At 55.9% G+C, this 21,335-nt stretch carries 11 protein-coding genes, 1 tRNA gene and 2 pseudogenes; 8 read left to right on the forward strand and 6 right to left on the reverse strand.

Translation table 11 applies throughout. The features are described 5' to 3' along the window. Positions 1–6: 6 nt before the first annotated feature. The 6 genes from FBY10_RS09965 to FBY10_RS09990 form a co-directional block, all read right to left on the reverse strand. Positions 7–3,846, reverse strand: a complete 3,840-nt coding sequence (locus FBY10_RS09965; protein ID WP_131696935.1) for a cellulose biosynthesis protein BcsC — start codon at positions 3,844–3,846, stop codon at positions 7–9. Next, positions 3,828–5,024 (reverse strand): cellulose synthase complex periplasmic endoglucanase BcsZ, encoded by a 1,197-nt coding sequence (gene bcsZ / locus FBY10_RS09970; protein ID WP_131696936.1) that lies wholly within the window; start codon positions 5,022–5,024, stop codon positions 3,828–3,830. The genes FBY10_RS09965 and bcsZ overlap by 19 nt, the downstream gene beginning before the upstream one ends. Next, positions 5,021–7,288: a cellulose biosynthesis cyclic di-GMP-binding regulatory protein BcsB gene (gene bcsB / locus FBY10_RS09975; protein ID WP_131696937.1), complete on the reverse strand. Its 2,268-nt coding sequence runs from the start codon at positions 7,286–7,288 to the stop codon at positions 5,021–5,023. Before bcsB ends, bcsZ begins: the two co-directional genes overlap by 4 nt. Next, the gene (bcsA, locus tag FBY10_RS09980; protein WP_131696938.1) at positions 7,285–9,504 is read right to left on the reverse strand and encodes a UDP-forming cellulose synthase catalytic subunit; all 2,220 of its coding nucleotides are present in this window, start codon (positions 9,502–9,504) and stop codon (positions 7,285–7,287) included. The genes bcsB and bcsA overlap by 4 nt, the downstream gene beginning before the upstream one ends. Continuing rightward, positions 9,501–10,550: a cellulose biosynthesis protein BcsQ gene (gene bcsQ, locus FBY10_RS09985; RefSeq protein ID WP_371920966.1), complete on the reverse strand. Its 1,050-nt coding sequence runs from the start codon at positions 10,548–10,550 to the stop codon at positions 9,501–9,503. The genes bcsA and bcsQ overlap by 4 nt, the downstream gene beginning before the upstream one ends. A gap of 566 nt (positions 10,551–11,116) precedes the next feature. Then, positions 11,117–11,500, reverse strand: coding sequence for a hypothetical protein (locus tag FBY10_RS09990; protein ID WP_256663407.1), 384 nt, complete (start codon positions 11,498–11,500; stop codon positions 11,117–11,119). 208 nt (positions 11,501–11,708) lie between these two features. Between FBY10_RS09990 and FBY10_RS09995 the strand changes: the two genes are divergently transcribed. The 8 genes and pseudogenes from FBY10_RS09995 (at position 11,709) to FBY10_RS10035 (ending at position 21,147) form a co-directional block, all read left to right on the forward strand. Further along, positions 11,709–11,784, forward strand: a tRNA-Thr gene (locus FBY10_RS09995). A 164-nt stretch (positions 11,785–11,948) separates the two neighbouring features. Beyond that, positions 11,949–13,278 (forward strand): annotated as a pseudogene (locus FBY10_RS10000) (tyrosine-type recombinase/integrase). A gap of 902 nt (positions 13,279–14,180) precedes the next feature. Beyond that, a pseudogene (locus tag FBY10_RS10010) lies at positions 14,181–15,162 on the forward strand (integrase domain-containing protein). Next, entirely contained in the window at positions 15,159–15,476 is a 318-nt protein-coding gene (locus tag FBY10_RS10015) for a hypothetical protein (protein ID WP_145335853.1), read from the forward strand. Before FBY10_RS10010 ends, FBY10_RS10015 begins: the two are co-directional and overlap by 4 nt. 161 nt (positions 15,477–15,637) lie before the next feature. After that, on the forward strand, positions 15,638–17,197 hold the full coding sequence (locus tag FBY10_RS10020) for an N-6 DNA methylase (RefSeq protein WP_218571035.1): 1,560 nt from the start codon (positions 15,638–15,640) through the stop codon (positions 17,195–17,197). Positions 17,198–17,199: 2 nt separating this feature from the next. After that, complete coding sequence (locus FBY10_RS10025) at positions 17,200–18,753, forward strand: restriction endonuclease subunit S (protein ID WP_145335851.1); 1,554 nt, start codon at positions 17,200–17,202, stop codon at positions 18,751–18,753. Then, positions 18,743–20,323 carry an AAA family ATPase gene (locus FBY10_RS10030; protein WP_145335849.1) on the forward strand — a complete coding sequence of 527 codons (1,581 nt, stop codon included), beginning with the start codon at positions 18,743–18,745 and terminating at the stop codon, positions 20,321–20,323. Before FBY10_RS10025 ends, FBY10_RS10030 begins: the two co-directional genes overlap by 11 nt. Continuing rightward, positions 20,320–21,147, forward strand: coding sequence for a hypothetical protein (locus FBY10_RS10035; RefSeq protein WP_145335847.1), 828 nt, complete (start codon positions 20,320–20,322; stop codon positions 21,145–21,147). Before FBY10_RS10030 ends, FBY10_RS10035 begins: the two co-directional genes overlap by 4 nt. The last annotated feature ends 188 nt before the right edge of the window (positions 21,148–21,335 follow it).

The raw sequence follows: 21,335 nt of genomic DNA on the forward strand, positions 1-21,335 counted from the left end.
ATTTAATCAGTTGGAATAAGGAGAACGGTACGGGCTGACCGGCAAAGGCATAGGTCCGCTCAGGTCTTCGAACAAGTAGCGCAGATAAGCATTACCCGCGTACTGGCGGTAATCCTGGGCGTTATCGAGTCCGATTTCACCCCCCAGGTAGAACCGCGAGCTGAGACGGTATTCGGCAGCCGCGTTGAAGCTGTAGCCGACGCCGGTTTTGCTGGTGCTCTCGTACTTGGGATTATTCCTGGACGCTTGCAGCCTACTTTCGCCAGGGAAAAAATCCGCCCCATCTTGCGCGATATGCTGCAGGCCTACCGAACTTTTTACCTGGTAACTGAAGCGATCAAAGCTTTGCGCCCAACGAATCGGCACGCCCAGGGAGAAGAAGCGCTGCGGGCTGAAGTAACCGCCGTTGCCGTAGGTGTAGAAGTCCTGGTTTTCCTTGAAGGTCATCGCCGAGCCGCTGATACCCAGGGTCAACGTGTCCCGCTGGTTGTTGCGCAGGTACCAGTAGATGCCGCTGCCCAGTTCCAGACGGGTGTTGTCTTCGACGTTATTGCCCAGCAATTCATGCAGCGACGCGTAGCCGTAGACGCCCAGTTTCTGGTTGTCATAGCTCAGCTCACCACGGCCGCCGTTGGCGGTGACGCCGCCCCATTTGTTGCCATCGCCGTCTTCGGAACCTGCGAAGGAAGTGACACTGTCGGTGACCGGACGCCGGGAAATATTGGCGCCATATCGGAAGTTCGAATTGGCCTCGAACGGACGCGACACACTCACGCCACCCACCAGGGTGTTGTAGAGGAAGCCCAACGGGCTGACCCCGACGTCGGCCTTGAAGCCTTCATCCGGATTCTCGAACGCGACGGCCAAGCCAACACCGGTGTCGCTCTGGGAGCCCGCCGGGGTGGTGGTGCCTTTGCCGAAACGCGACAACGCATCGCTGCCCACGCTGCCCGCGCTCAAGTGCACCGGCGTGACGCGCAACGCTATGGTGTTATCGCCAACCGGCATGCGCGCCTCGAACGGCGCTTCCACATCGGTGATCTTGCTCAAGCCTTTCTCGCCGTTATTGCTGCGTACGCTCAAGCCCTGCACCACATACCCGGTACGGTCACGCAGGATGGTATCCAGCGCACGCCGTGCCGGGCTCAGCTCGGGGCTGTCGATGGAGGCGATGGTCGACGGCGGCACAAACGGGTCGCTCAGGTCGTTGGACGTCGCGCTGGCAAACGCGCTGGACGTAACGGTCTTGGTCGGTGCATCGATCGGCGGCGGCACGGCGCCGGCGACAGTCAGGTCGGTGACCTGGCGGCGCTGGCCCGGCAAGCCCACGAAGGGGTTATACGATTTGCCCTGAGGTTCGGCCTGGGCCACCTGGGTCCTGGCCTTCATCGCGGTTTCAATCGCCAGGGCCTTGCGCAGCAGTTCAGCGGCTTCGCTGTTCTTGCCCAGGCCCTGATAGATGCGTGCCGCCGAAGTAAGGATCTCCGGGTTGCCCGGTTCGAGCGCCAGGGCCTTGTCGCTGGCCGATTGTGCCAGGCTGCGGTCGTTGCCTTTCAGGGCGATGTCCGCCAGACCCAATTGCAGGCGCGCATTATTCGGGTTCTGCTGGATCAACGGCGTGTACAGCTCCATGGCCTTCTTGCCGTTGCCGCTGGCCGCGTACATGCGCGCCAGGGCACCGACACCCAATGCGTCGTTCGGGCGCTGGGCCAGGGCCGGGGAAAGCATGTCGTAGGCCGCCACCAGGTCGTTCTTCTCGCGCAGGGCGTCGGCCTGCTTGACCCGGTACAGGTAGATCAAATCGTCATAGCGCTGGCGACCGATCTCTGTCAACGGCTGGCCTTGCACTTCGCGCAGGATCTCGCCCGCCTCGCTGTACTTGTTGGCCTTGAGCAGCACGTTGGCGTACAGCAGTTTCTGGTCGACAGTCGGGTTGGGGTTGTTCTCCACCACCCTCTGCATCATGTCCAGGCCGAACTGCGGGGCGCCCACTTCAACATAAGCAGCAGCCAGCACAGCCACACGCTCAGGTTTTTGCCGGGCCAGCGACTCGGAACGACCAAGCAGCGCCAGGGCTTCCGGACGCTGGCCACGGCGCGCTGTTTCGATGGCGATGTCCGTCTGCTGATGCAGGGCGATATCGATCGCCAGCTCGTTCATGTCCGCCGTGCGCTGGGCGGTGGGGATACGCCCGAGGGTGGCCTCGGCTTGTTTCCACTCGCTCAGTTCAGCCGACATCAGGGTGCTCGTGTACAGCGCATCTGGTTGGTTGGGCTGGGTCTTGAGCAGGCCGTCGATCAGGGCACGCGCATTGCGGATCTGACCGTCGCGCAGGTACATGCGCGCCAAGGCAAAGCGGGTCCAGGGGTTTTCCGGGTCGGCGTCGAGGGCCTGGCGGTAGGCGGCTTGCGCGGCCTTCAGGTCACCGCGCTGCTCGGCCAGTTTGCCGACCTGGGTAGCGCGCAGTGCGTTGATTTTCACGCTCGGCGCAAACTTGGCGCGCTGGGCCGGCGACACCGAGTCGATCAGCTTCAGGGCTTCATCCGGCTGGCCGGATTGGGACAGCACGTTGATCAAACCGCTGAGCGCATCCGGGTCGCCAGGGTGACGGGCCAACACCTTGCGGTAGCCGGCTTCGGCAACGTCGAACTGGTTGTCCTGGGCCTGGAAACCGGCCAAGGCGATTGCCGCACCCGGTTGGCCCGGGTTCAGGCGCTCGGCCTGGGCCACCAGGTCACGGGCCTGGGCACCGCGGCCGGCGCGCTGGGCGTCACGGCTCTGGCTGATCAGGTTCCAGTAACGCACGTCGTTCAGGGCCGACTGCCACGCGGCGCCACCGGGCAAGCGCGTGGCCTGCACCAGGTAGTTTTCCGCATCGCTGAAACGCTCTTGCTGTTGACGCAACACGCCCATGCCACCAAGCGCATCGACGTCATTGGATTTTTGCGCAAGACGCGCCGTGAGCAGTGGCTCGGCGGTTTTCAAGTCGCCGTCGTCCAGGGCCTTGAACGCCTTGGTCATCTGCGGATCACGCTGCCAGGCACCGCCGCCCTTGCCTTGGGCGATGCCCTTGTCCATGAGCGCGCGGATCTCGGTGTCATCCGGGTGCACGGTGAGAAATTGCTGGAACAGCGACACCTGGTCCGGCTTCGGTGGGCCGAGCCAGACCAGCGCAAAGCGCCAGGTTTCATCGGCGTTGCCGCCCACGTCGTTGTTCGAGGCCAGCTTGGCCAACGCACGGATACCGTCCGGCCGGGTAGCCGGGTTGCGCGCCAGGTGCTTGGCCAGGAACAGCGCAACGATCGGATCGTTGGGCCGCTCACGGGTCAGGCGCTGCAGGCCGGCAATGGCCTCATTGGTGCCCTTGGCGGTAAAACCCAGGGTGTTGTAGTACTCACGGGCGATCAGGCCCTGGGGCTGGCGGCCCTGGAAAATCTGACGGTACAAGGCCACGGCCTTTTCGCGCTCGTCTTCGGGCTCACCCAATTCACGCGCCTGCTCCAACAGCTTGGCATTTTCCGGCATGTTGACGGTGATATCTTGCTCCAACTGCAACGCCTGGCGCGGCACCGGGCTCAGCGCTTGCAGTCGGGCCAGATACTTTTGCGCCTCGGCCGGGTGGTTCTGCTGCATCTGGATCAAGCCGATGCCATAAAGCGCGTCCGGCTGCTCGGGGCTCAGGTTAAGCAGTTTCTGCCAGGTCTCCAGCGCCCGCTCGGGGTTTTTCTTCGCCTGCCAGTAGTAGCCCTGCTCGATCAGCAGGGACTGCGGGTCGCTGGTTTCAGCGAAGCCGGCGGTCGAGGCCAGGGCGGCGAGAATCGCAATGGCTAGCGTGTGACGGCGCATGCTGCCTCCCAGGAAAGTTTGACCGTACCGTCTTGTTCAAAACGGTACTTCTGATCGGAAAAGCCTTGGCTGAACAGGCTGAGCATGTAGTCGTAGTAGATCGGCTGCGTGCTGTCCGGCGCCGAGGGCGCCAGGGCTTTGTTGAGCGCGTCGTCGACCTTGGCCTTTTGCAGTTGTGCCAGGGCGGTTTCGCCTCGGGCCTGGAAGAAGGCAATGGTCGACGCCGAGAAGCCGATCGGCGAATAGCCATTGTTCTTCTCGACTTCGCCGGTGGTGACGTGGATTTTCTCCGGCGGGAAGCCGGTGGCCGCCGCAGCCGTCGCCCGTGACATGCCCCCCAGGGACTTGAGCATGCCCGCCGCCAGTGGATCGGCCTTGGCGGTCATGCCGGCCCACATGTAGGTGCGGATCGCGTCGTAGCTGCCCAGGTCATCGGAGAACGGGTCGACCACAAACAGCCCGGTGTTGGTACTGGTCGCGCGGTAACCGACCCAGTTGGCCGCCAGACCATGGGGGTTGCTGGCGGTGTCGGCGAGCATCCGCGCGTTACTTTCGGCCACTTCGTTCCAGCCTGCATTGGGCCGCTCTTTATGGAAGCGACGTAGCTGCGCCAGCACCTGGTAGCTCGGGTTGAATCGCCACAGACCACCGGCATGGGCGTAACCCACCGGCCCTGGCAACAGCATCTTGCCCAGGCCCGGCACACGCACGATCAGGTTGCGTTCCACATTAGCCAGCACCAATTGCGCATCGGCGCGGTATTGCGGCGCATTCCACACGCGGGCCGCTTCGAGCAGGGCGTAGGCCATCCACAAATCCGCGTCGCTGGCGGAGTTGGGATCGATCACGCCCCAGGTGTCGTCAGGCTTTTTGCCCCACAACCAACCTGGCAGGTTCTGGCCGATATCGGCCCCCGACATGTTGGCCTTGGTCCAGGTCCACAGCTTGTCGAAGCTGCCACGGTCGTTGCCGACCAGGGCGAAGAACATCGCATAGGACTGCCCTTCCGAGCTGCTCTCGGTAGGTTTCATGGAGGAGTTGAGCACACGGCCGTCGTCCTGCACGAAGCGCTTGGCATAGTTCTGCCACAACGGCCAGTCACAGCTCTGCGCCTGCGCCACACCTGCACACATCAGCGAGCCCAGCGCTATCAGGGCCATGCTACGCAGCAGGCTCATGCCAACCGCCGTTTTGCACGGGCACGCAGCGACAGGTAGATCAGCGACGTGACCACCGCCAGACTGAGGAAGGTGATCAACAGCATCCACCCCAGGTTCTGGGACAGTTGCCACTGCATGAACTTGAAGTAGTTGAGCTTGCCGACGTAGTACTGCTCGTCCGCCACCAGCGAGCTGATTTGCGTGCCTTGCACCACCGCCAGGCTGCCCTGGATCGAATCTTTGTAGTCGTCACCGCCGATCAGGGCGGAGGTAGCTTCCAGCAGGCCTTGCGGCTGGTTGCTGGCGATCAGTACCACGCTGCGCCCGGACTTGAGCGGCGATTGGAAACCGGCCAGCCAGGTGCTGCTGCTCAAGCTGTTGAAGGTAATCCCGGTATTGGCCTTGTGGATATTGGCCGCCGGATCGGGGCTGACCCAGCTGCGTACATAACGCGGCAGGTCCGACAACAGGAACTGATGCTGCGCGCCATCGCTGGTCGCCGGCAGGTACTGCTGCCACTGCTTGAGCAGCGGTTGGTTGGCGGCGGTGGCGAGCACCAGCAGGTCCTTGTCGGCGACGCTTTGCACATCTTTGGCCTGTACCACTTTCACGGCAGTCGCCGGGTAACCGGTGGCTTCGCCGAAGCGGCCGAGCACGGTCAGGTAAGCGGTGATTTCATCGGTGCCGAAGTTGTCTGGCATGACCACGGCGGATTCCGACAGGTCGGCCAGGCGCGTGAACGGGAAACCGGAGTCGTTGAACACACCCAGGTTAGGCATGGCGATGTAGTGCTGGTAACCGGTGACATCGAGGGTAGAGTCTGGGTCGACGGAACCGCGCATGTTGTCGACGATAATGTCGCGGCATTCGCCTTCTTTGATGTAGTCGTACATAAAGCGCAGCTGCAGCTTGGACTTGGGCGATGCCGAGCTGATCGGCAACAGGGTCGTCACTTCACGGGGCAGGCTTTCGTCTTTCTTCAACTGGTCGAGCAGGGTTTGACCGCCGCCCAGGTTGGTCACCGACGGCAGCGCCACGGACTTCATGAACTGGTCATTCAGACCGATCAGCAGCGCGGAATTGGTCGACACCTGCTGTGGGGTGTAACGGTATTTGAGGTGCAGCGGCACACCTTCTTCACGCCAGTTGAACAGGTCAGGCGGCAGGCGCATGTCGACGCTGATGGCGCCGGGATTGTAGCCCGACACACTAAGCTTCTGCTGCTCGACCAACTCACCGAGGCGCACCGGGCGGTTGCTCGGCAGCCAGTTCGGGGCGTCATAGGGACGGCGCGGCGCGAGGGCTTCGAGCTTGGTGATGACCACGCTGTTGCCGGCCAATACCGGGCTACCCAGCACCACGGCGGTGGCGGCGCGCTTGAGCTCTTGCGCGTCACGGCCGGTGACGATCAGCAGCTTGCCATTGGCATCGGTGGGGTTGGCGATCAGGGTCAACGTCGGGCCTGTCGGCTTGGCGATGGCGACACCGTGCACATCCATGGCTTCGGCGGTTTGCACCAGCACGATGGCATTGCCCTTGGCCGGCAGCTCGCCGAGGGTGGTCGGGAAGGTCGCGCCACGGTAGCTGGCGAGGCCGCCGATCCAAGACGACAACGCACCGGCCGCTTCCAGGGCGGCACTGTCCGGCGCGGTGGCGAACACGAACGGCAGGCTCACCCGGCGCGCGTCACGCTTATCGAAGAATGGCAGCGGCAGCACGGCCAGGTCGTCCTTGAGGACGATCGGCTCGACCTGCACTTTCAGCTCACTGCTGTTGCTGATCTTGGCCCACAGGCTGCTGTGCAACGGGTCTTCGCAGGACATGGTGTAGTGACCGATGAACTGCAGACTCAAGCGGTTGAATTCGGTGATCAACTTCGGCGGGATCTGCACCAGTTGTTCTTGCTGGGTGCCGGCACCCTCTTTGGGCAACGCCAGGCTGGCGGCTACTTCGCCGTTGACCAGCACGTTGATCTGCGACAGGTCCGCCAGCAACGCCGGCGAGTAGCTGTACTTGAGCAACAGTTGCGCGCCCTTGACCACTTCGTCGGCACGAATGTCGAAGTTGACGCTGTCGGAAGACTCCACCCCTTGCAGGTTCATGGTGTCGCGACGCCCCAATTGCTTGAGGGTCAGGCTGTAGCCGTTGTCGGTGCTTTGCACGGGCACGGTGGTCACCGCCTGCTCGGCAGCTTGCGCCAGGGTGTTGAAACCCATCAGCGAGGCTATCATCAGCGCGAGTGCACGGCGCGGATGAGGGCGAGCGAAAATCTTCGAGGTCATGGCTTGTCCATCAGCGTATCAAGCGGTTTTTTGGGGGTGCGGCTCAAGGCCAGACGCAGTTCGTGTAGGGTGGCGTGGCCGAGGGTGAACAGGCCGCCAATGCCGATGGAGCTGACTTCGCGCAGGGCCGCCAGCGGCGTATCCGGTTGGCCGGCGCCCCAGCTTGCGGCCCAGGTGTCGGCGCGGGAGAAGGTCAGGCGTACCAATTCGCTTTGCTGGCGCAGGCTGAGGGGTTCGAACTGGGCGCCGATCTGCGCCCCTTTGCTGAACACCACGCGCGCATCGAACAGGCTGTCCTGGCCGTTGCGCGAGAGCACCAGTTGCACGCGCTCGCCCTGGGTGATCGAGTGACCATCGGTGAGCATCAGGCCGAAGCCGTTCTGCGAGAAATCCTGGGTAGTGCCATCCAGCACACGGCCGTCGGCACAGATAATGCTCACCGGTAGCTTGGCGCTGACGCGCGGCTCGGAACGCACCTGGCGCGCCTCCGAGGCCACGGCTACGGCGGCGCTGGTGATGATCAGGTTGTAGAGGGTCCAGGTCAGGTTGATCGCCACCGTCACGGCCGTGGACGCATCGCCCCAGATCAACTGATGGATACCAAAACCCAGGCCGACCAGGTTCACGGCTAACAGCACCAGGTAAGGGCGCGCCAGCTTCCAGTCGAAGAACTGCTTATCGATGATGCCGCCCTTGTCGGTGACGTTGAAGCCACCGGCCTTGGGGTTGACCAGCGCCACCAGCACCGGCGGCAGGATGTACCAGGCCAGTACGGTCTCGTATACCTCGTTCCAGAACGAGTGCCGGAAGCGCCCCTGGATGCGTGAGTTGGTCAGGCTTGAATGCACCAGGTGCGGCAGTACATAAGCGACGATCATCAGCGCCGATGCATGGAAAATCTCCGCGCCAAAGACCAAATAGGCCAGCGGCGCGGTGAGGAACACCAAACGCGGCAAACCATAAAAGAAGTGCAACATAGCGTTGGCGTAGCAGATGCGCTGGCCCCACTTGAGGCCCTTGCCCAGCAGCGGGTTGTCGGTGCGGAAGATCTGCGCCATGCCCCGCGCCCAGCGAATCCGCTGGTTGATGTGGCGCGACAGGCTTTCCGTGGCCAGACCCGCGGCTTGCGGGATAGCCAGGTACGCCGTGTTGTAGCCCAGGCGGTTGAGCTTGAGCGCGGTGTGGGCGTCTTCGGTCACGGTCTCGACGGCCACCCCGCCGATTGCCAGCAGCGGCTCACGGCGAATCACCGCACACGAGCCGCAGAAGAAGGTGGCGTTCCACAGGTCGTTGCCGTCCTGCACCAGGCCGTAGAACAGCTCGCCCTCGTTGGGCACGGCGCGGAAGGTATCGAGGTTCTTTTCGAACGGGTCCGGCGAGAAGAAGAAGTGCGGCGTTTGCAGCATCGCCAGCTTCGGATCCTTGAGGAACCAGCCCAGGCTGACTTGCAGGAAGGAGCGCGTCGGCACGTGGTCGGCGTCGAACAGCGCGATGTATTCGCCGTCGGTGACCTTCAATGCTTCGTTGAGGTTACCGGCCTTGGCGTGGAAGTTATTGTCGCGGCGGATGTAGTTCACGCCGATCTTGCGGCAAAAGTCGCGGAACTCGTCACGGCGACCGTCATCGAGCACGTGGACGCGCAGCTTGTCCTTGGGCCAGTCCATCGCCTGGGCGGCGAAGATGGTCAGTTTTACGATACTCAGCGCTTCGTTATAGGTGGGGATGAACACATCCACCGTCGGCCATTCTTCCGGCTCGGCCTTGAGCCATACGGGCGTGCGGCGCAGCGGCCAGGCGGTTTGCACGTAGCCGAAGATCAGCACGATCAGGGCGTAGAACTCGGCGGCGACCAGGCCGTAGCCGAAGAACATGTCGAGCCAGGTTTCAAAACCCAGGGTGGAGGTGAGTCGCCAAAACATGTAGCGCAACGAGGCCACCAGCGACAACACCACCAGCGCGAGGATTGCCAGGCGCCCCGGGACCTTGCGCAGCACCAGCACCGCCATGAAGCACACGGCGGCAAACAGGCATTGGCTGTAGAGGTCCAGCGGCGCGCTGATAACGCCCATAAGCAGCAGGGCACCGAGCACGCAACTGGCAAATACCAGCACCGTACGCAGCGCCGCAGGCCAGCGATTGAAGCGCGCGATGGCGCCATTCAGGCGCTGTTCAGCGCGCCCTTCGACGAAGGGCGTGGAAGACGTATTGTCGGTCATGGGAGGTCCGAGTCGATGCGTTCGAGCAAGGTACGGCACAGGGCGTGGACGTCCTGGCAGCCGATACTGTTGACGGTAGGGTCGAGGGGGTCACGCCCGCAGGCCTGGGCTTCGCTGAACGCCAGGTCGCGGTGGACGATGCCCAACAGGGCAGTACCGAGGCGCGTCTTGAACACCTCGGCCATGTCCAGGCTGAACCGGTGGGCGGCGTCCAACTGATTGATCACATAAAAGCGTCGTGGTGGTTTTGCGCGTTGCAGGTATGGCGCCAGCACGCTGTCCATCTGGTCCAGGGTGCTGAACGACGCCACATCCGACTGCACCACCACCAGCACCGCGTCGGCGACCGACATGGCTTGGCGGAGGTACACGGTGTTACCGGCCGGTACGTCGATGATGACCGTGTCCTGGCCGTTCAGTTTAAGGCTGGCCAAACGCTTGCCAAGCCACTCGGAATCCTGGCCCAACCAGCGATTCAAGCTCTGCTGCTGCTCGTGGTCAGTGCCACCGAAGGCCACCAGGCGGCAACCGGCAAAGCCGCGCTCGGGCAGGGCTTCCCAGCCTTCGTTGAGCAAGCTGATGGCGCCGACACCAGGGATGTCGAGGCCCAGGCACAGGTGATGACGCAGGGCGTTTTGCGGGTCAAGGTCGAGGGCAAGCGCCGGGTGACCCTGGCGCTGCAAGCCACTGGCAACCGCAGCTGCCAAGGTGCTACGGCCGACGCCGCCTTTGACCGAAACCACCACCACCACTTTCGGCGTGGACGGCTCCGAATACACCTCGCCTTGCGGCCCCTGTACCACTTCGGGCAGGGGCAGGTGGTCGGCGTCGCCATGGTTCAGCTCTTCGAGCAAACGCAACAACGGAGCCGATGGGGCTTCATCTAAAAGAGCTGCCAATGCAGGCAGGGGAGCAACAACCTCCGGGCTTTCCAGGACCTCTACTTCGTCCTCGATGAACTCATGGATAAAGTCGATTTCGCGGTAGCCATTCGGGTTGGCACCCAGCTTGTTGAATAGTTTTGAAATGTCATCTGCTCGACTCACTCACTGCCCCTCCCCACCTGGTTTGCCCTTTAAAGGCGATAAAAAGGTCAGCAATGGGCTGACCTTGTATTTTTATAGTTATGTGTTGGCCGAGGTATTCTGTGATATCACAATGATAGTGTCAGTATTTTGATGATTTTAACCGGGTATTATCCGACGAACGGCATGGCGCCATTTTTATGACTATTTCACCGAGAAAAATGCATCCCTCGTAAGAACATGGACTTGCACTGATTTATCGTGATTTTTGTTGGCCTAGTGGTCAGAAACGGCACAAATCTGACATGCCCATAAACAGATAATCGATTGGCTCAAACCTGTCTCGAAAATTTGCCTACACGATTTTGCGATTAAACCTACTATTCATATCGCGCGACAGAATACGCAAACCGCGGCGGGATTCAAGGCAAAACCCGCCCGGCGGTCGCCCGTAAAGGCACGGCCGGTGTATGTCTGCGCAGCTCCTATGGATGCAGCTTCTATAGATAGAGGAGAGAGCCCACACCACCCGGTAGCTCCTCGGGGGTCGCCCCCTGAACGGGACTTCCTGATCACCGTCAGGCTTGTTAACGAACCCGCCGCTCGGTGAATTCGTAGCCATCCTGGCAATCGCTGGTAGGGTCAGCCGCGACACTCACGTAATGCACCGTGTCCGGATCCACCAGCTGATAGGTGTACACATCCGGCGAACGCACCCCATCGGTGCGCAACTCATTCTTACCGTTGGCCGCCGACCACGAACCCTGCTCGGTCTGAATCACCTGCGTCTGCTGCGCATCGCGGAAAAAGGTAATGGTGAAACGGCCATCGGGCTTGAGGTTGTTGGTCCACGACAGAAACTGACATTTGCCGGTTTCCGTACGCAGGCCTTTCCAAGTGCCGACCAGCGCGGAGTCGTTGCCGGGCTTGGTAGTGGAGCACGCGCTGAGAGCGGCGGTGAGGTGAAGCACAGGGAGAGAGTCCGTTTCACGTGGGGCTTCCTTAGATAGAGATGAATTCAAGATCGCGCCGGCCAGACCGCTCGGCGACGAGGGAAGAATCCTACCCGTGCTTGCCGGAAAAAGGGGCGTTGGTGGAAAAAGCTCGGTCTCTGCAAAAATAGTCAGAATTCAGGGGTTTACAGAACGTTGCCAATCGCTATAATCGTCGCCCTAACACGCCGGTATAGCTCAGTTGGTAGAGCAACTGACTTGTAATCAGTAGGTCCCGGGTTCGACTCCTGGTGCCGGCACCACATTAGATTCCATTGCATTCTACTGAATGCTCTGGAAGCCCCGAAAACCCGCCCTTTGGCGGGTTTTTTCGTTCCAGGACCCTCTGTCGGGATCCAACAAAATCCCCCTTCCCCGAGGGTATGTTAGGGGTACTGCGATTTTCCGGTCAGGAGCGCGTACCCCTATGCCACGTCTAGCGATCCCCCTCAGCGACCTGCAATGCCGCACGGCCAAACCCCGCGAACGCGCCTACAAACTGTTCGACGGCGGCGGCATGTACCTTTTCGTCAAACCCAATGGCGTGAAGACCTGGCGCTTGAAGTACACCAAGCCCAACGGCAAGGAAGGTACGCTCATCATCGGCAATTACCCCATAGTTACCCTTTCAGTCGCACGGCGTAAGCGAGACGAAGCCAAGGCATTGCTGCTCGACAACCTCGACCCAATGGAAGAAAAGAAGAAGGCCAAGATCGTAGCCCAGCGGGCGGCACTGCTTTTCGAAACCGTTGCCCTGGAGTGGCACGCTGATATGTCCCGCCGCTGGACCGAAGGCCACGCAAAAACCGTAATGAGCCGACTGCGCACCCACGTCTTCCCGCTCATCGGCCAACGACCCATCGCCGAACTCGATACCCATGACCTGCTAGAGATCACCCAGCGCATCAAGGATGCGCGGCACCATGGATGTCGCGTTAAGGGTACAGAACTACTTATCCACCATCATGCGCGGGGCCAAAAGGGCTCGGCAGATCACCATGAATCCTGCACTGGATCTGGCAGGCTCGATTCACGCGCCGCGCACAGTCCATCGCCCGGCCCTGTCCCTCAACCGCCTACCCGAACTGCTACACCGTATCGACAACTACAACGGCCGCGAGCTGACACGCCTCGCCGTCCTGCTGACGTTGCATGTATTCGTCCGCTCCAGCGAACTGCGCTTCGCTCGATGGAGTGAGTTCGACCTCCAACGCGCCATGTGGGAAATCCCCGATACACGCGCACCGATTGAAGGGGTACGCAACTCCACACGAGGGACCAAGATGAACGGCGACATTCAAATGGTCCCGCTGTCGCCACAGGTCATCGAAATACTGGAGCGCCTGCGCGGCCTGAGTCGCTTTTCAGAGTTGGTGCTACCGGGCGACCACAAGTACTGGAAGCCCATGTCCGAGAACACGGTGAACACCATGCTCCGCAACGTCGGCTATGACACCAGCAAGGACGTGTGCGGCCACGGCTTCAGGACCATGGCCTGTAGCGCCCTGCTTGAGTCCGGGTTATGGACCGACGCAGCCATCGAAAGACAAATGAGCCACAAAGAACGCAACCGCGTGCGCGCCGCGTATATCCACAAAGCTGAATTTCTGGAGCAGCGCAGGCTGATCATGGCGTGGTGGAGCAACTACATTGATGCCAATCGCAGCGGCCATGTAACGCCTCACGAATTCGCTCACCCAGTCGGCAACAACATCACCGCCCTACAAAATAGCCGTGGCGCATCCAAACGTGGGTAAGCCTGTGAGATCACCGTTGTCCGCCCTTCCACGCGGGTCCATCCAAGCGGGGCTGCAAAGCCGCCCTGCTTGGATGGACCTCATTTGAGAAATCTAAAGCCCACGCAACTGTCTGTGGAAAACCACTGATTTCCACCGGTGGATAATTTCATCCACAGCCGCAGAATTCCCGAAAATTCGAGCCTTGACCCAAATTATCCACAGGCGTAGAAAAGATCGGGCAAAGCGCTGTCTTTGACAGCAACCCAGGTAGCCAGAACCTTTAAGGCTACGCCACACCGTGGTGGTTCTCCCAAAGTGCGATTAGCGTCCGGCAGCTCGCACAGTCACAGTCATGTGATGGATGCCTACTTCTAGGGAGTGCCCACTGCGGCAACTCATACCCCTTCCTAGCTGCGCTGCAGCAACTCATCCGCTTGGCCATTCCACTGCGCCAACCTACGCCCGTCTCTTTCTCTGGAAAGAGACGGGCGCTCCTACCGCTGCTGCAGTCCTGATCGCATGGGGCTTTGCGGCATTCCCTCTCGTGACAATCGGCGTGACAAACACCGAAGTCACCAGCAACAGCGATGCCGATGATGGTGCCGCAGCCTCAGGAATGGACTGCACCTGACTGACAGTCAGGCATGCCCCGGTCATCGCATCACTGCCTTCTCTCACTCAGGATCTCGCCGCGCCGGTCTCGTCAGCCAGTGCAGCCTCCACCCGCCCACTCCTTCGGAAGTGTTCAGGAGGCCAGATCATGAGATGCCCAAGCTCCCGGTCGTAAGGAGCCGCCAGTCCCGCGTTAGTGGACAACCCTCACAGGTCGCAGGGGCCTTGATCCCTGATAACACTCAGCACTCTTGGCGGGATGACGTGAGGAAGGTTTGAAACGTTTTGGCTTCGAGAGGAGTTTGATCATGGGATTGGTCGGTAGACGGGAGGGGCGTAATTTTGGCTATGGCCGGCAATTGAGCTATGCCGGGCCGCAGGCACTGAAAGACCTGTTTGGCGGTGGGCATTACGGGACGGTCAAAGCACACAGTGATCGTTGGCAGACGTTCGTGCGCTGGTGTCGGTCGGAGGATGGCCCGGGAATTAATGATGCACGGCAGATTGATCGGCAGACCTTGCTGGATTACGCGGAGCATCTGCGTCACCTGGTTGAGCGCAGCGATCTCGCCATCGCCACTGCGCAAAACCGATTATCCAGCGTCAAATCGGACCCTGGCAGCGCTTCGCGGTGATCAGTATGTGAAAGTACCGAGTCCGAGCAAGGCGCTAGGAATGCGGCGCACCAGTGTTCGTCGTTCGGTGCCGCAAGGCCAAGACCGCGCACATGTGAAGAGGGTCGTAGAGGTGCTTTGCGCACACCAGCAGCCGCGTGCCGCGGCCATCGCTCAATTAGCGCGAGCCACCGGCATGCGCTTACGTGAGGCCATTTTGGCCGACCTTCCGCGCTTAAAACGTGAGGCCGAACAATACGGCAAGATCAACATCCAGGATGGCACCAAGGGGGGCCGCTCAGGTGCCTCGGCACCTCGCTGGATCAGGGCGGATGATCATATTCGCGAGGCGCTGAAATTCGCCGAACAGGTCTCACCCGACGGTAGCCGCAACCTACTTGCACCGAACGAAACCTACCTCGATTTCCAACGGGGAATCGTCCGTCCTGCACGGGACATCCTCCATCAGTACAACCTCAAAGGCTTCCACGAATTGCGGGCAGCCTATGCGTGCGAACGCTATGAGCAAATCACCCACCATCCCGCCCCCATCAACGGTGGCCATTGCTATCAACTCGACCGACGTCTCGATCAGGAGGCACGAATACAAATCAGCTACGAGCTAGGGCACGGCCGTATCGACGTGGTATCCGCATATATCGGTGGTCGAACATGAGTAAGCCATTCGATATGGAGCTTTTTATGGCGGGAGTTCTGACAGGATCATATGCCACGCGTCAACGTCATCTACGGCAGGCGAAGGTGATCCAAGCGGCAATCGCGAAGCGCTGGAAACGTGATATTCCGTGGGCTTGGCAGAGGAAACACCTTGCTTGGTTTCTCGCTTACCATTTGAACCAGCGCAGTGAGTCGACGCGTTATCGCTATTTTCTTACCGTAAAACTGCTCACAACAAAGCTAGAAAGAACATGGGTGTTCGAGCGTGTACCGCCGACGCCAAAATTGACCCTATCACCGCCGAAGCGATGACCCATTAGCAATCAGCTCACTGCCACTGCTCCATAGAGTAGAAGTTTGGGGCGCTGGAATTTTCAGCAACTTGATTAGGTCCGCATGGGCAGTAAAAATGCTCAAACCAATAGTTTTTTTAAAAGCAATAGAGAAAGAGGCTCCCAGAAGGAAATTAAAGGATGGAATATGCTATCCTAGAGGGATATTCGACGAGTTTCGGCTCGGCACCCAGTTCCAATCATGATGTTCGTTCTTCACATGACAGCGTGGTTTTTGAGGCCAAAGAGAGCATGCCTGCTAAGAGAAAGTCAGCACAATCAACTGCGGACAACGTAGCAAAGCTATGGCGAGAATGTAAAACCCTTCAGTCGGCGGGTATTTCTTACCACAACTACGTTACCGAACTCACTTATCTTTTATTCCTCAAAATGTTGGAAGAAACAAAAGATAATATTCGCATTGATAGCCCTTACACTTGGAGCGAGTTAGCGGCCAAGACCGGTGAAGCCCAGTTAATTTACTACAAAAGAATACTAGACATACTGGGCAATCCCAAAAAAAATCAAGATAGATTAACACTAGCAATATTTAAAGATGCTAGAACGCATATCCGCACCTCTAAAGATCTAAATCTATTGGTTGTAGCAATTAACAAACTTGATTGGTTTTCGGCTAGAGCAGATGGTCTAGGTGACATTTATGAAGGCCTTTTAGACAAGACTACTTCAGCGACTAAAGTTAAAGCAGGCCAATATTTTACGCCCCGCCCTCTAATTGATTCAATTGTTCGACTGATAGCACCAAAAGTAGGTGAAGTAGTTCAAGATCCTGCTGCAGGCACTGGCGGATTCTTAATTGCTGCGGATCGTTACATCAAAGATCATACCGATAACTATAACTCACTAAGTATTGTACAACGCGAATTTCAAAAATTTAAAGCGTTTGTCGGAAACGAATGGGTTCAAGATACTCATCGGCTTTGCCTGATGAATTTGCTTTTGCATGGAATCCAAAGTCAAGTCAATTGCACTGACACCCTCTCGGATGCTGGTGATGATTTAGGATCAGCTGATATTGTTTTGAGCAATCCCCCATTTAATAAAATGACTGGATTGGTTGATCGAGAAAGCTTCACTATTACGGCGGGAGATCGTGTTGGTCCGTTACCATTTGTTGAACACGCTATAAGGGCTTTAAGACCTGGCGGAAGAGCAGCTGTAATCGTACCCGACAATGTTTTGTTCGGTGGTTCCCCAGCGAATAGACTACGCACTTGGCTAATGGATCTATGCGATTTGCATACAGTCCTGCGGTTGCCCAGCGGTATATTTTATGCGCAGGGGGTTCAAACAAATGTTCTATTTTTCTCCCGGGGCTTTAGCGACGTTAACAACACGCAAAAAGTTTGGTTCTACGACATGCGCACTAACATGCCAAACTTTGGAAAAAAGAACCCACTTACGGAAAGCTATTTTTCAGATTTCGAAAAGTCATATAAGTCTGCAATTAGAGTTGATCAAGGCGAACTCGGTCGTTTTCGTTGCGTGAGTCGAGATGAAATTCGACAGAGAGATGATAATCTCGATATCACATGGTTAAAAAGCCAAGATATCAATTTGGAGCAAAGTCTTTCTGAACCAGAAGAGATTGCAGTAGCTATTATTGGGCATTTAAGAAACGCTTTAGATGAGGTAGAAAGCCTCATTGAAGATCTTGAAAATCCGGTTTTCCTGGAGTGATTATGGATGTCTTGCCAGCGGGATGGGTGAAAACGTGCTTGGGTGATGTATGCCATTTTATTAACGGCAGGGCATTTAAGGTAACTGAGTGGTCGGATAGCGGACTACCTATTATAAGAATACAAAATCTAAATAATGCACAGGCAAAATATAATTATTTTTTAGGTCCAGTTGATGAGCGGCACCGTGTGTCTAGCGGCGATTTGCTTTTCGCGTGGTCTGGAACTCCAGGAACCTCGTTTGGCGCTCACGTTTGGCGCGGCGAAAACGCTGTATTAAACCAACATATATTCAAAGTCATAATCGACGAAACAGTCGTCATGCCTGAATTTATGGAGTTGGTGATAAAGCACAATCTGAGCTCAATTATCGACAAGGCACAGGGTGGCGTTGGATTACGGCACATTACGAGAAAAGATCTCGAATCGATAGAAATCGCATTCCCTTGTATTAAAATTCAGAAACGTATCCTAGAGCGACTAAAAAATGTACAAGCTCGTATAAATGCTACCAGAGCAGAATTGGATCCTTGTATTGCACAGACACATCAATACAAAACAGTGACTCTCGGTTCTATATACTCGCGCGGCATAGCTAATGCTCCTGCCCCACTAAGTGAAGTTGTGACGGATATCCGTTATGGCACATCAAAAAAGAGTTACCCAAACTCTAAAGGCACACCAGTACTTAGAATCCCAAACATAGTCGATGGAGAGATATCAACCAAAGAGCTGAAGTACACTGAGCTTGATGATGCCGCATTGAAGAAACTGTCACTGCAAGCTGGAGATATTTTGATCGTTCGATCCAATGGTAGCGTGGACTTAGTAGGTCGAACAGCAGTAGTTTCTCAAGCGCATATAGATATGGTCTATGCTGGTTATTTAATCCGTATACGACCAGATTTAACGAAAGTTTCACCACCCTATCTGAATTGCATGCTTCAATCTCCGCAAGTACGTGAGCAGATTGAGAGTGCTGCTAGATCCACGAGCGGTGTTAATAATATAAATGCAACCGAGCTAATGAATCTGCTGATTCCTTGCCCCCCAATTACAGATCAGGAAGCGGCGGTAGGAGAATTCTTAAAGGCGGATAAAAAGGCATCATCACTTCGAGCTGAGCTCAATAAAGTTTTAGAGCTACTACCTAATCTCGAAAGCGAAGTAATGAACAAGATTTTTTCTGGTGACTTTGTTCTAGATGACTCGGATGCAGCTGATATTACGCACCTGTCAAATGCCGTATCTGGATCAAAACTGCGATTGGCAGAAAAACTCAGAGATATGCGATCAAATAAGGAAGTGGGGGCTGGACCAACCAAAACAAACAAGCCCACAGCAGGGAAGAGTATTGATCAAGAGTCTGCTGCAACTAATTCCTACTTAGTTCTTAAGCTTAAAGAGCTAGGCGGCCAGGCCAAGGCTAAAGACCTATGGATGACGAGCGGTATGGATATCGAAGACTTTTATAAATTGCTACGAGCAGATATACTAGTCGAGACCATAGTCGTAGGTCGGGAAAAGGATATCCTGGAGATTAACGATGAGGCTTGACTGGTTAAGACTAGAGAAATTTAAAAATTTAGTTGATGCCTCTATAGATTTCGATGAGGACGAACTGACTACTGTATTAATTGGGGCTAATGGCTCAGGAAAATCTAACGTAATTGAAGCGCTCGTCACTATCTTTCGAGATCTTGATTTAGAAGAAACTACCAGTTTCCGATATCACATTTCATATACTTGCTATGGAAATCAAATAGAGATCAATAACAACCTTGGCAAAAGGGGCATAAGTATAAAGGTTAATCAGAAAGTCAAATCGAGAGCCGATTTCTTTTCTGAAAAAACAAAATATCTACCTGCACATGTTTTTGGCTACTACTCTGGCTCTAGTCGCAGGCTAGAGTTTTTGTTTGATAAGCATCAAGTTAAATATTATAAACGGGTTATTTCTCCAGAGTCCAAAACTGAAGACATTCACGATGTAGAACTTCGCCGGCTGTTTTACTGTCGTCAGTCCTATGGTCAATTAGCCCTATTGAGTTATTTTGCGTTTGGCGCTCATTCAGCTAAGACATTTCTGAAGAGACAGTTTCAAATTACAGGCTTTAATAGTGCACTATTAGTACTAAGGAAACCAAGGTGGGCGAATGCCACCCCAACAGAGCATCAACGGACACACGGCGATCCTAGATTTTGGTATTCATCGGGTCTGGTGAGGGCTCTGCTTGATAAGCTTTGGGAGTTTTCATTAGCTCCAATATCAGGAACCTCTCGTGAGCAAGACGATTACAGGACAAAGCCTGGAGGTGAAGATCAAGTATATATTTTCATAAAAAACCAAGAAGATTTAAAACAAATCGCAGAATCTTTTGGTGATGAGAAATCCTTCTTCTCATTGTTGGAAACGCTGGATATCTCTGACTTGATAAGGGATGTAAAAATCTGGGTCGACAAAGATAAAGTAAATGGTGAAATACCATTTCACGAGATTAGTGATGGCGAGAAGCAGTTACTCAGCGTGCTTGGGCTTATGCGGTTTACTGGGCGCGGGGAAAGTTTGTTTTTACTTGACGAGCCTGATACGCATCTGAATCCAATGTGGAAATGGAACTACCTAAACCTTATAAATGAGGTCACTTCTAAAAATAGTGAAAGCCATATTATTCTTACGAGCCATGACCCGTTAACAATGGGAAGCTTAAAGGCATCTCAAGTGCAAGTCATGTCTATATCTGACAAAGATAAAACTATTGTTTCCCCGCCTAGAGTTGATCCTAGAGGTCTCGGCTTCACCAATATTCTAACTCAGATTTTTGGTATGCCAAGTACCGTAGACCCCGATACACAGTCCAAGCTTGATAGTCGAAATGCGTTGTTACGCTTAGAAGAGAGATCCGATGCTCAAGAGAGGAGTTTGTTTGAAATAAATAAAAAATTGAAGGGGCTTGGTTTTTTGCTGGAGGACCGAGAGGAAGAATATTTGCTATTCCTAAGGGCATTTGAAGATATTAAAAAAGATCGCTTTACCGTATTTTCCTCAGAAGAAATAGCCGCACGTAACGAAGTCGCAAAAAAAATATTAGCTAAGATAACAGCTCGGCGGAGTGAGGCCAAATGATATTTATTCATCTGGAGAACACTAAAATACCACAAGAGTGGCTTGCTAAAGCGACTGCGCTCACTGCTCGCTTAGAAAAATTAACAACAAAGAATGAGCGCGCGAAGCTGATAAACAGTAATAATAAGCTGTGGTCTGAACTGAAAGAGGTTTTGCTCGCAATGTCTTTCGGCAAGTGCTGGTACTCAGAGGCTCCTGACGCAGTTTCCGATTTCCATGTTGATCATTTTCGACCTAAAGGAAAGTCAATAGACTTAGATGGGACAGAGTACGATGGTTATCAGTGGTTAGCTTTCCATTGGGAAAACTACCGTGTTGCAGGTAGTTATTCAAACTCACCACACAAAGATAATACAGGTGTAGTTAGAGGGAAGTGGGATTACTTTCCGCTAGCGAAAGGTTCGAGACGAGCAACGTGGGACAATAGAATTACCGGAGAAGAGCGGTATCTCCTGCTCGATCCTACGAACGAACATGATCCAAAATTGCTTACTTTTGACGAAACAGGATTACCTAAGCCTTCAGACGCAACTAATCCAATAGTCAGAAAAAAAGTTGAGCTCACTACACACTTGCTCTTTCTTGACAGTCCTCGCCTAGTGGCAGCTCGCAAACTAAAATGGAGGGAAGTTTTAGATTGGCTGGAGGAATATTTGGAGGTATGCCCTCCAGACTACGACAGCTGTACGCCCCAAGATCATGCCCGTTTTGAAAGACACTTGGAGAAAATCTCACGTTTGACATCATCGGAGGCAGCATATTCAGCAACTGCAAGGGCATGCCTTCGAGCAAACGGAATGGATTTTCTTATCCAGGGCTCCTAAGCCGTAAAGGTAAGTGATATCTTGGGTTCGCGGTCGGGCCTGCTGGTCCACTCAGCCCCTTCATAGGTGAATATAGCCTCCTTACCGCAACGTTCTTGATGAGTGTCAGGGCCCGGTTGGTGTGCCTGACGAAGTCGAGAAAGTTCGCAATAAGGAACCTGGCGAGGGTTGAGCATCCATGGCATCCA

This window comes from Pseudomonas sp. SJZ103, from assembly GCF_007828335.1.
Taxonomy (GTDB): Bacteria; Pseudomonadota; Gammaproteobacteria; order Pseudomonadales; family Pseudomonadaceae; genus Aquipseudomonas.

Excerpts from the sequence above, each read along its gene's own strand:
- bcsB (WP_131696937.1), bottom strand. The coding sequence starts at position 7,288 with ATGACCTCGAAGATTTTCGCTCGCCCTCATCCGCGCCGTGCACTCGCG.
- FBY10_RS10015 (WP_145335853.1), top strand. The coding sequence starts at position 15,159 with ATGAGTAAGCCATTCGATATGGAGCTTTTTATGGCGGGAGTTCTGACA.
- FBY10_RS10025 (WP_145335851.1), top strand. The coding sequence starts at position 17,200 with ATGGATGTCTTGCCAGCGGGATGGGTGAAAACGTGCTTGGGTGATGTA.
- FBY10_RS10020 (WP_218571035.1), top strand. The coding sequence starts at position 15,638 with ATGGAATATGCTATCCTAGAGGGATATTCGACGAGTTTCGGCTCGGCA.
- FBY10_RS10030 (WP_145335849.1), top strand. The coding sequence starts at position 18,743 with ATGAGGCTTGACTGGTTAAGACTAGAGAAATTTAAAAATTTAGTTGAT.
- FBY10_RS10035 (WP_145335847.1), top strand. The coding sequence starts at position 20,320 with ATGATATTTATTCATCTGGAGAACACTAAAATACCACAAGAGTGGCTT.
- bcsZ (WP_131696936.1), bottom strand. The coding sequence starts at position 5,024 with ATGAGCCTGCTGCGTAGCATGGCCCTGATAGCGCTGGGCTCGCTGATG.
- FBY10_RS09965 (WP_131696935.1), bottom strand. The coding sequence starts at position 3,846 with ATGCGCCGTCACACGCTAGCCATTGCGATTCTCGCCGCCCTGGCCTCG.
- bcsA (WP_131696938.1), bottom strand. The coding sequence starts at position 9,504 with ATGACCGACAATACGTCTTCCACGCCCTTCGTCGAAGGGCGCGCTGAA.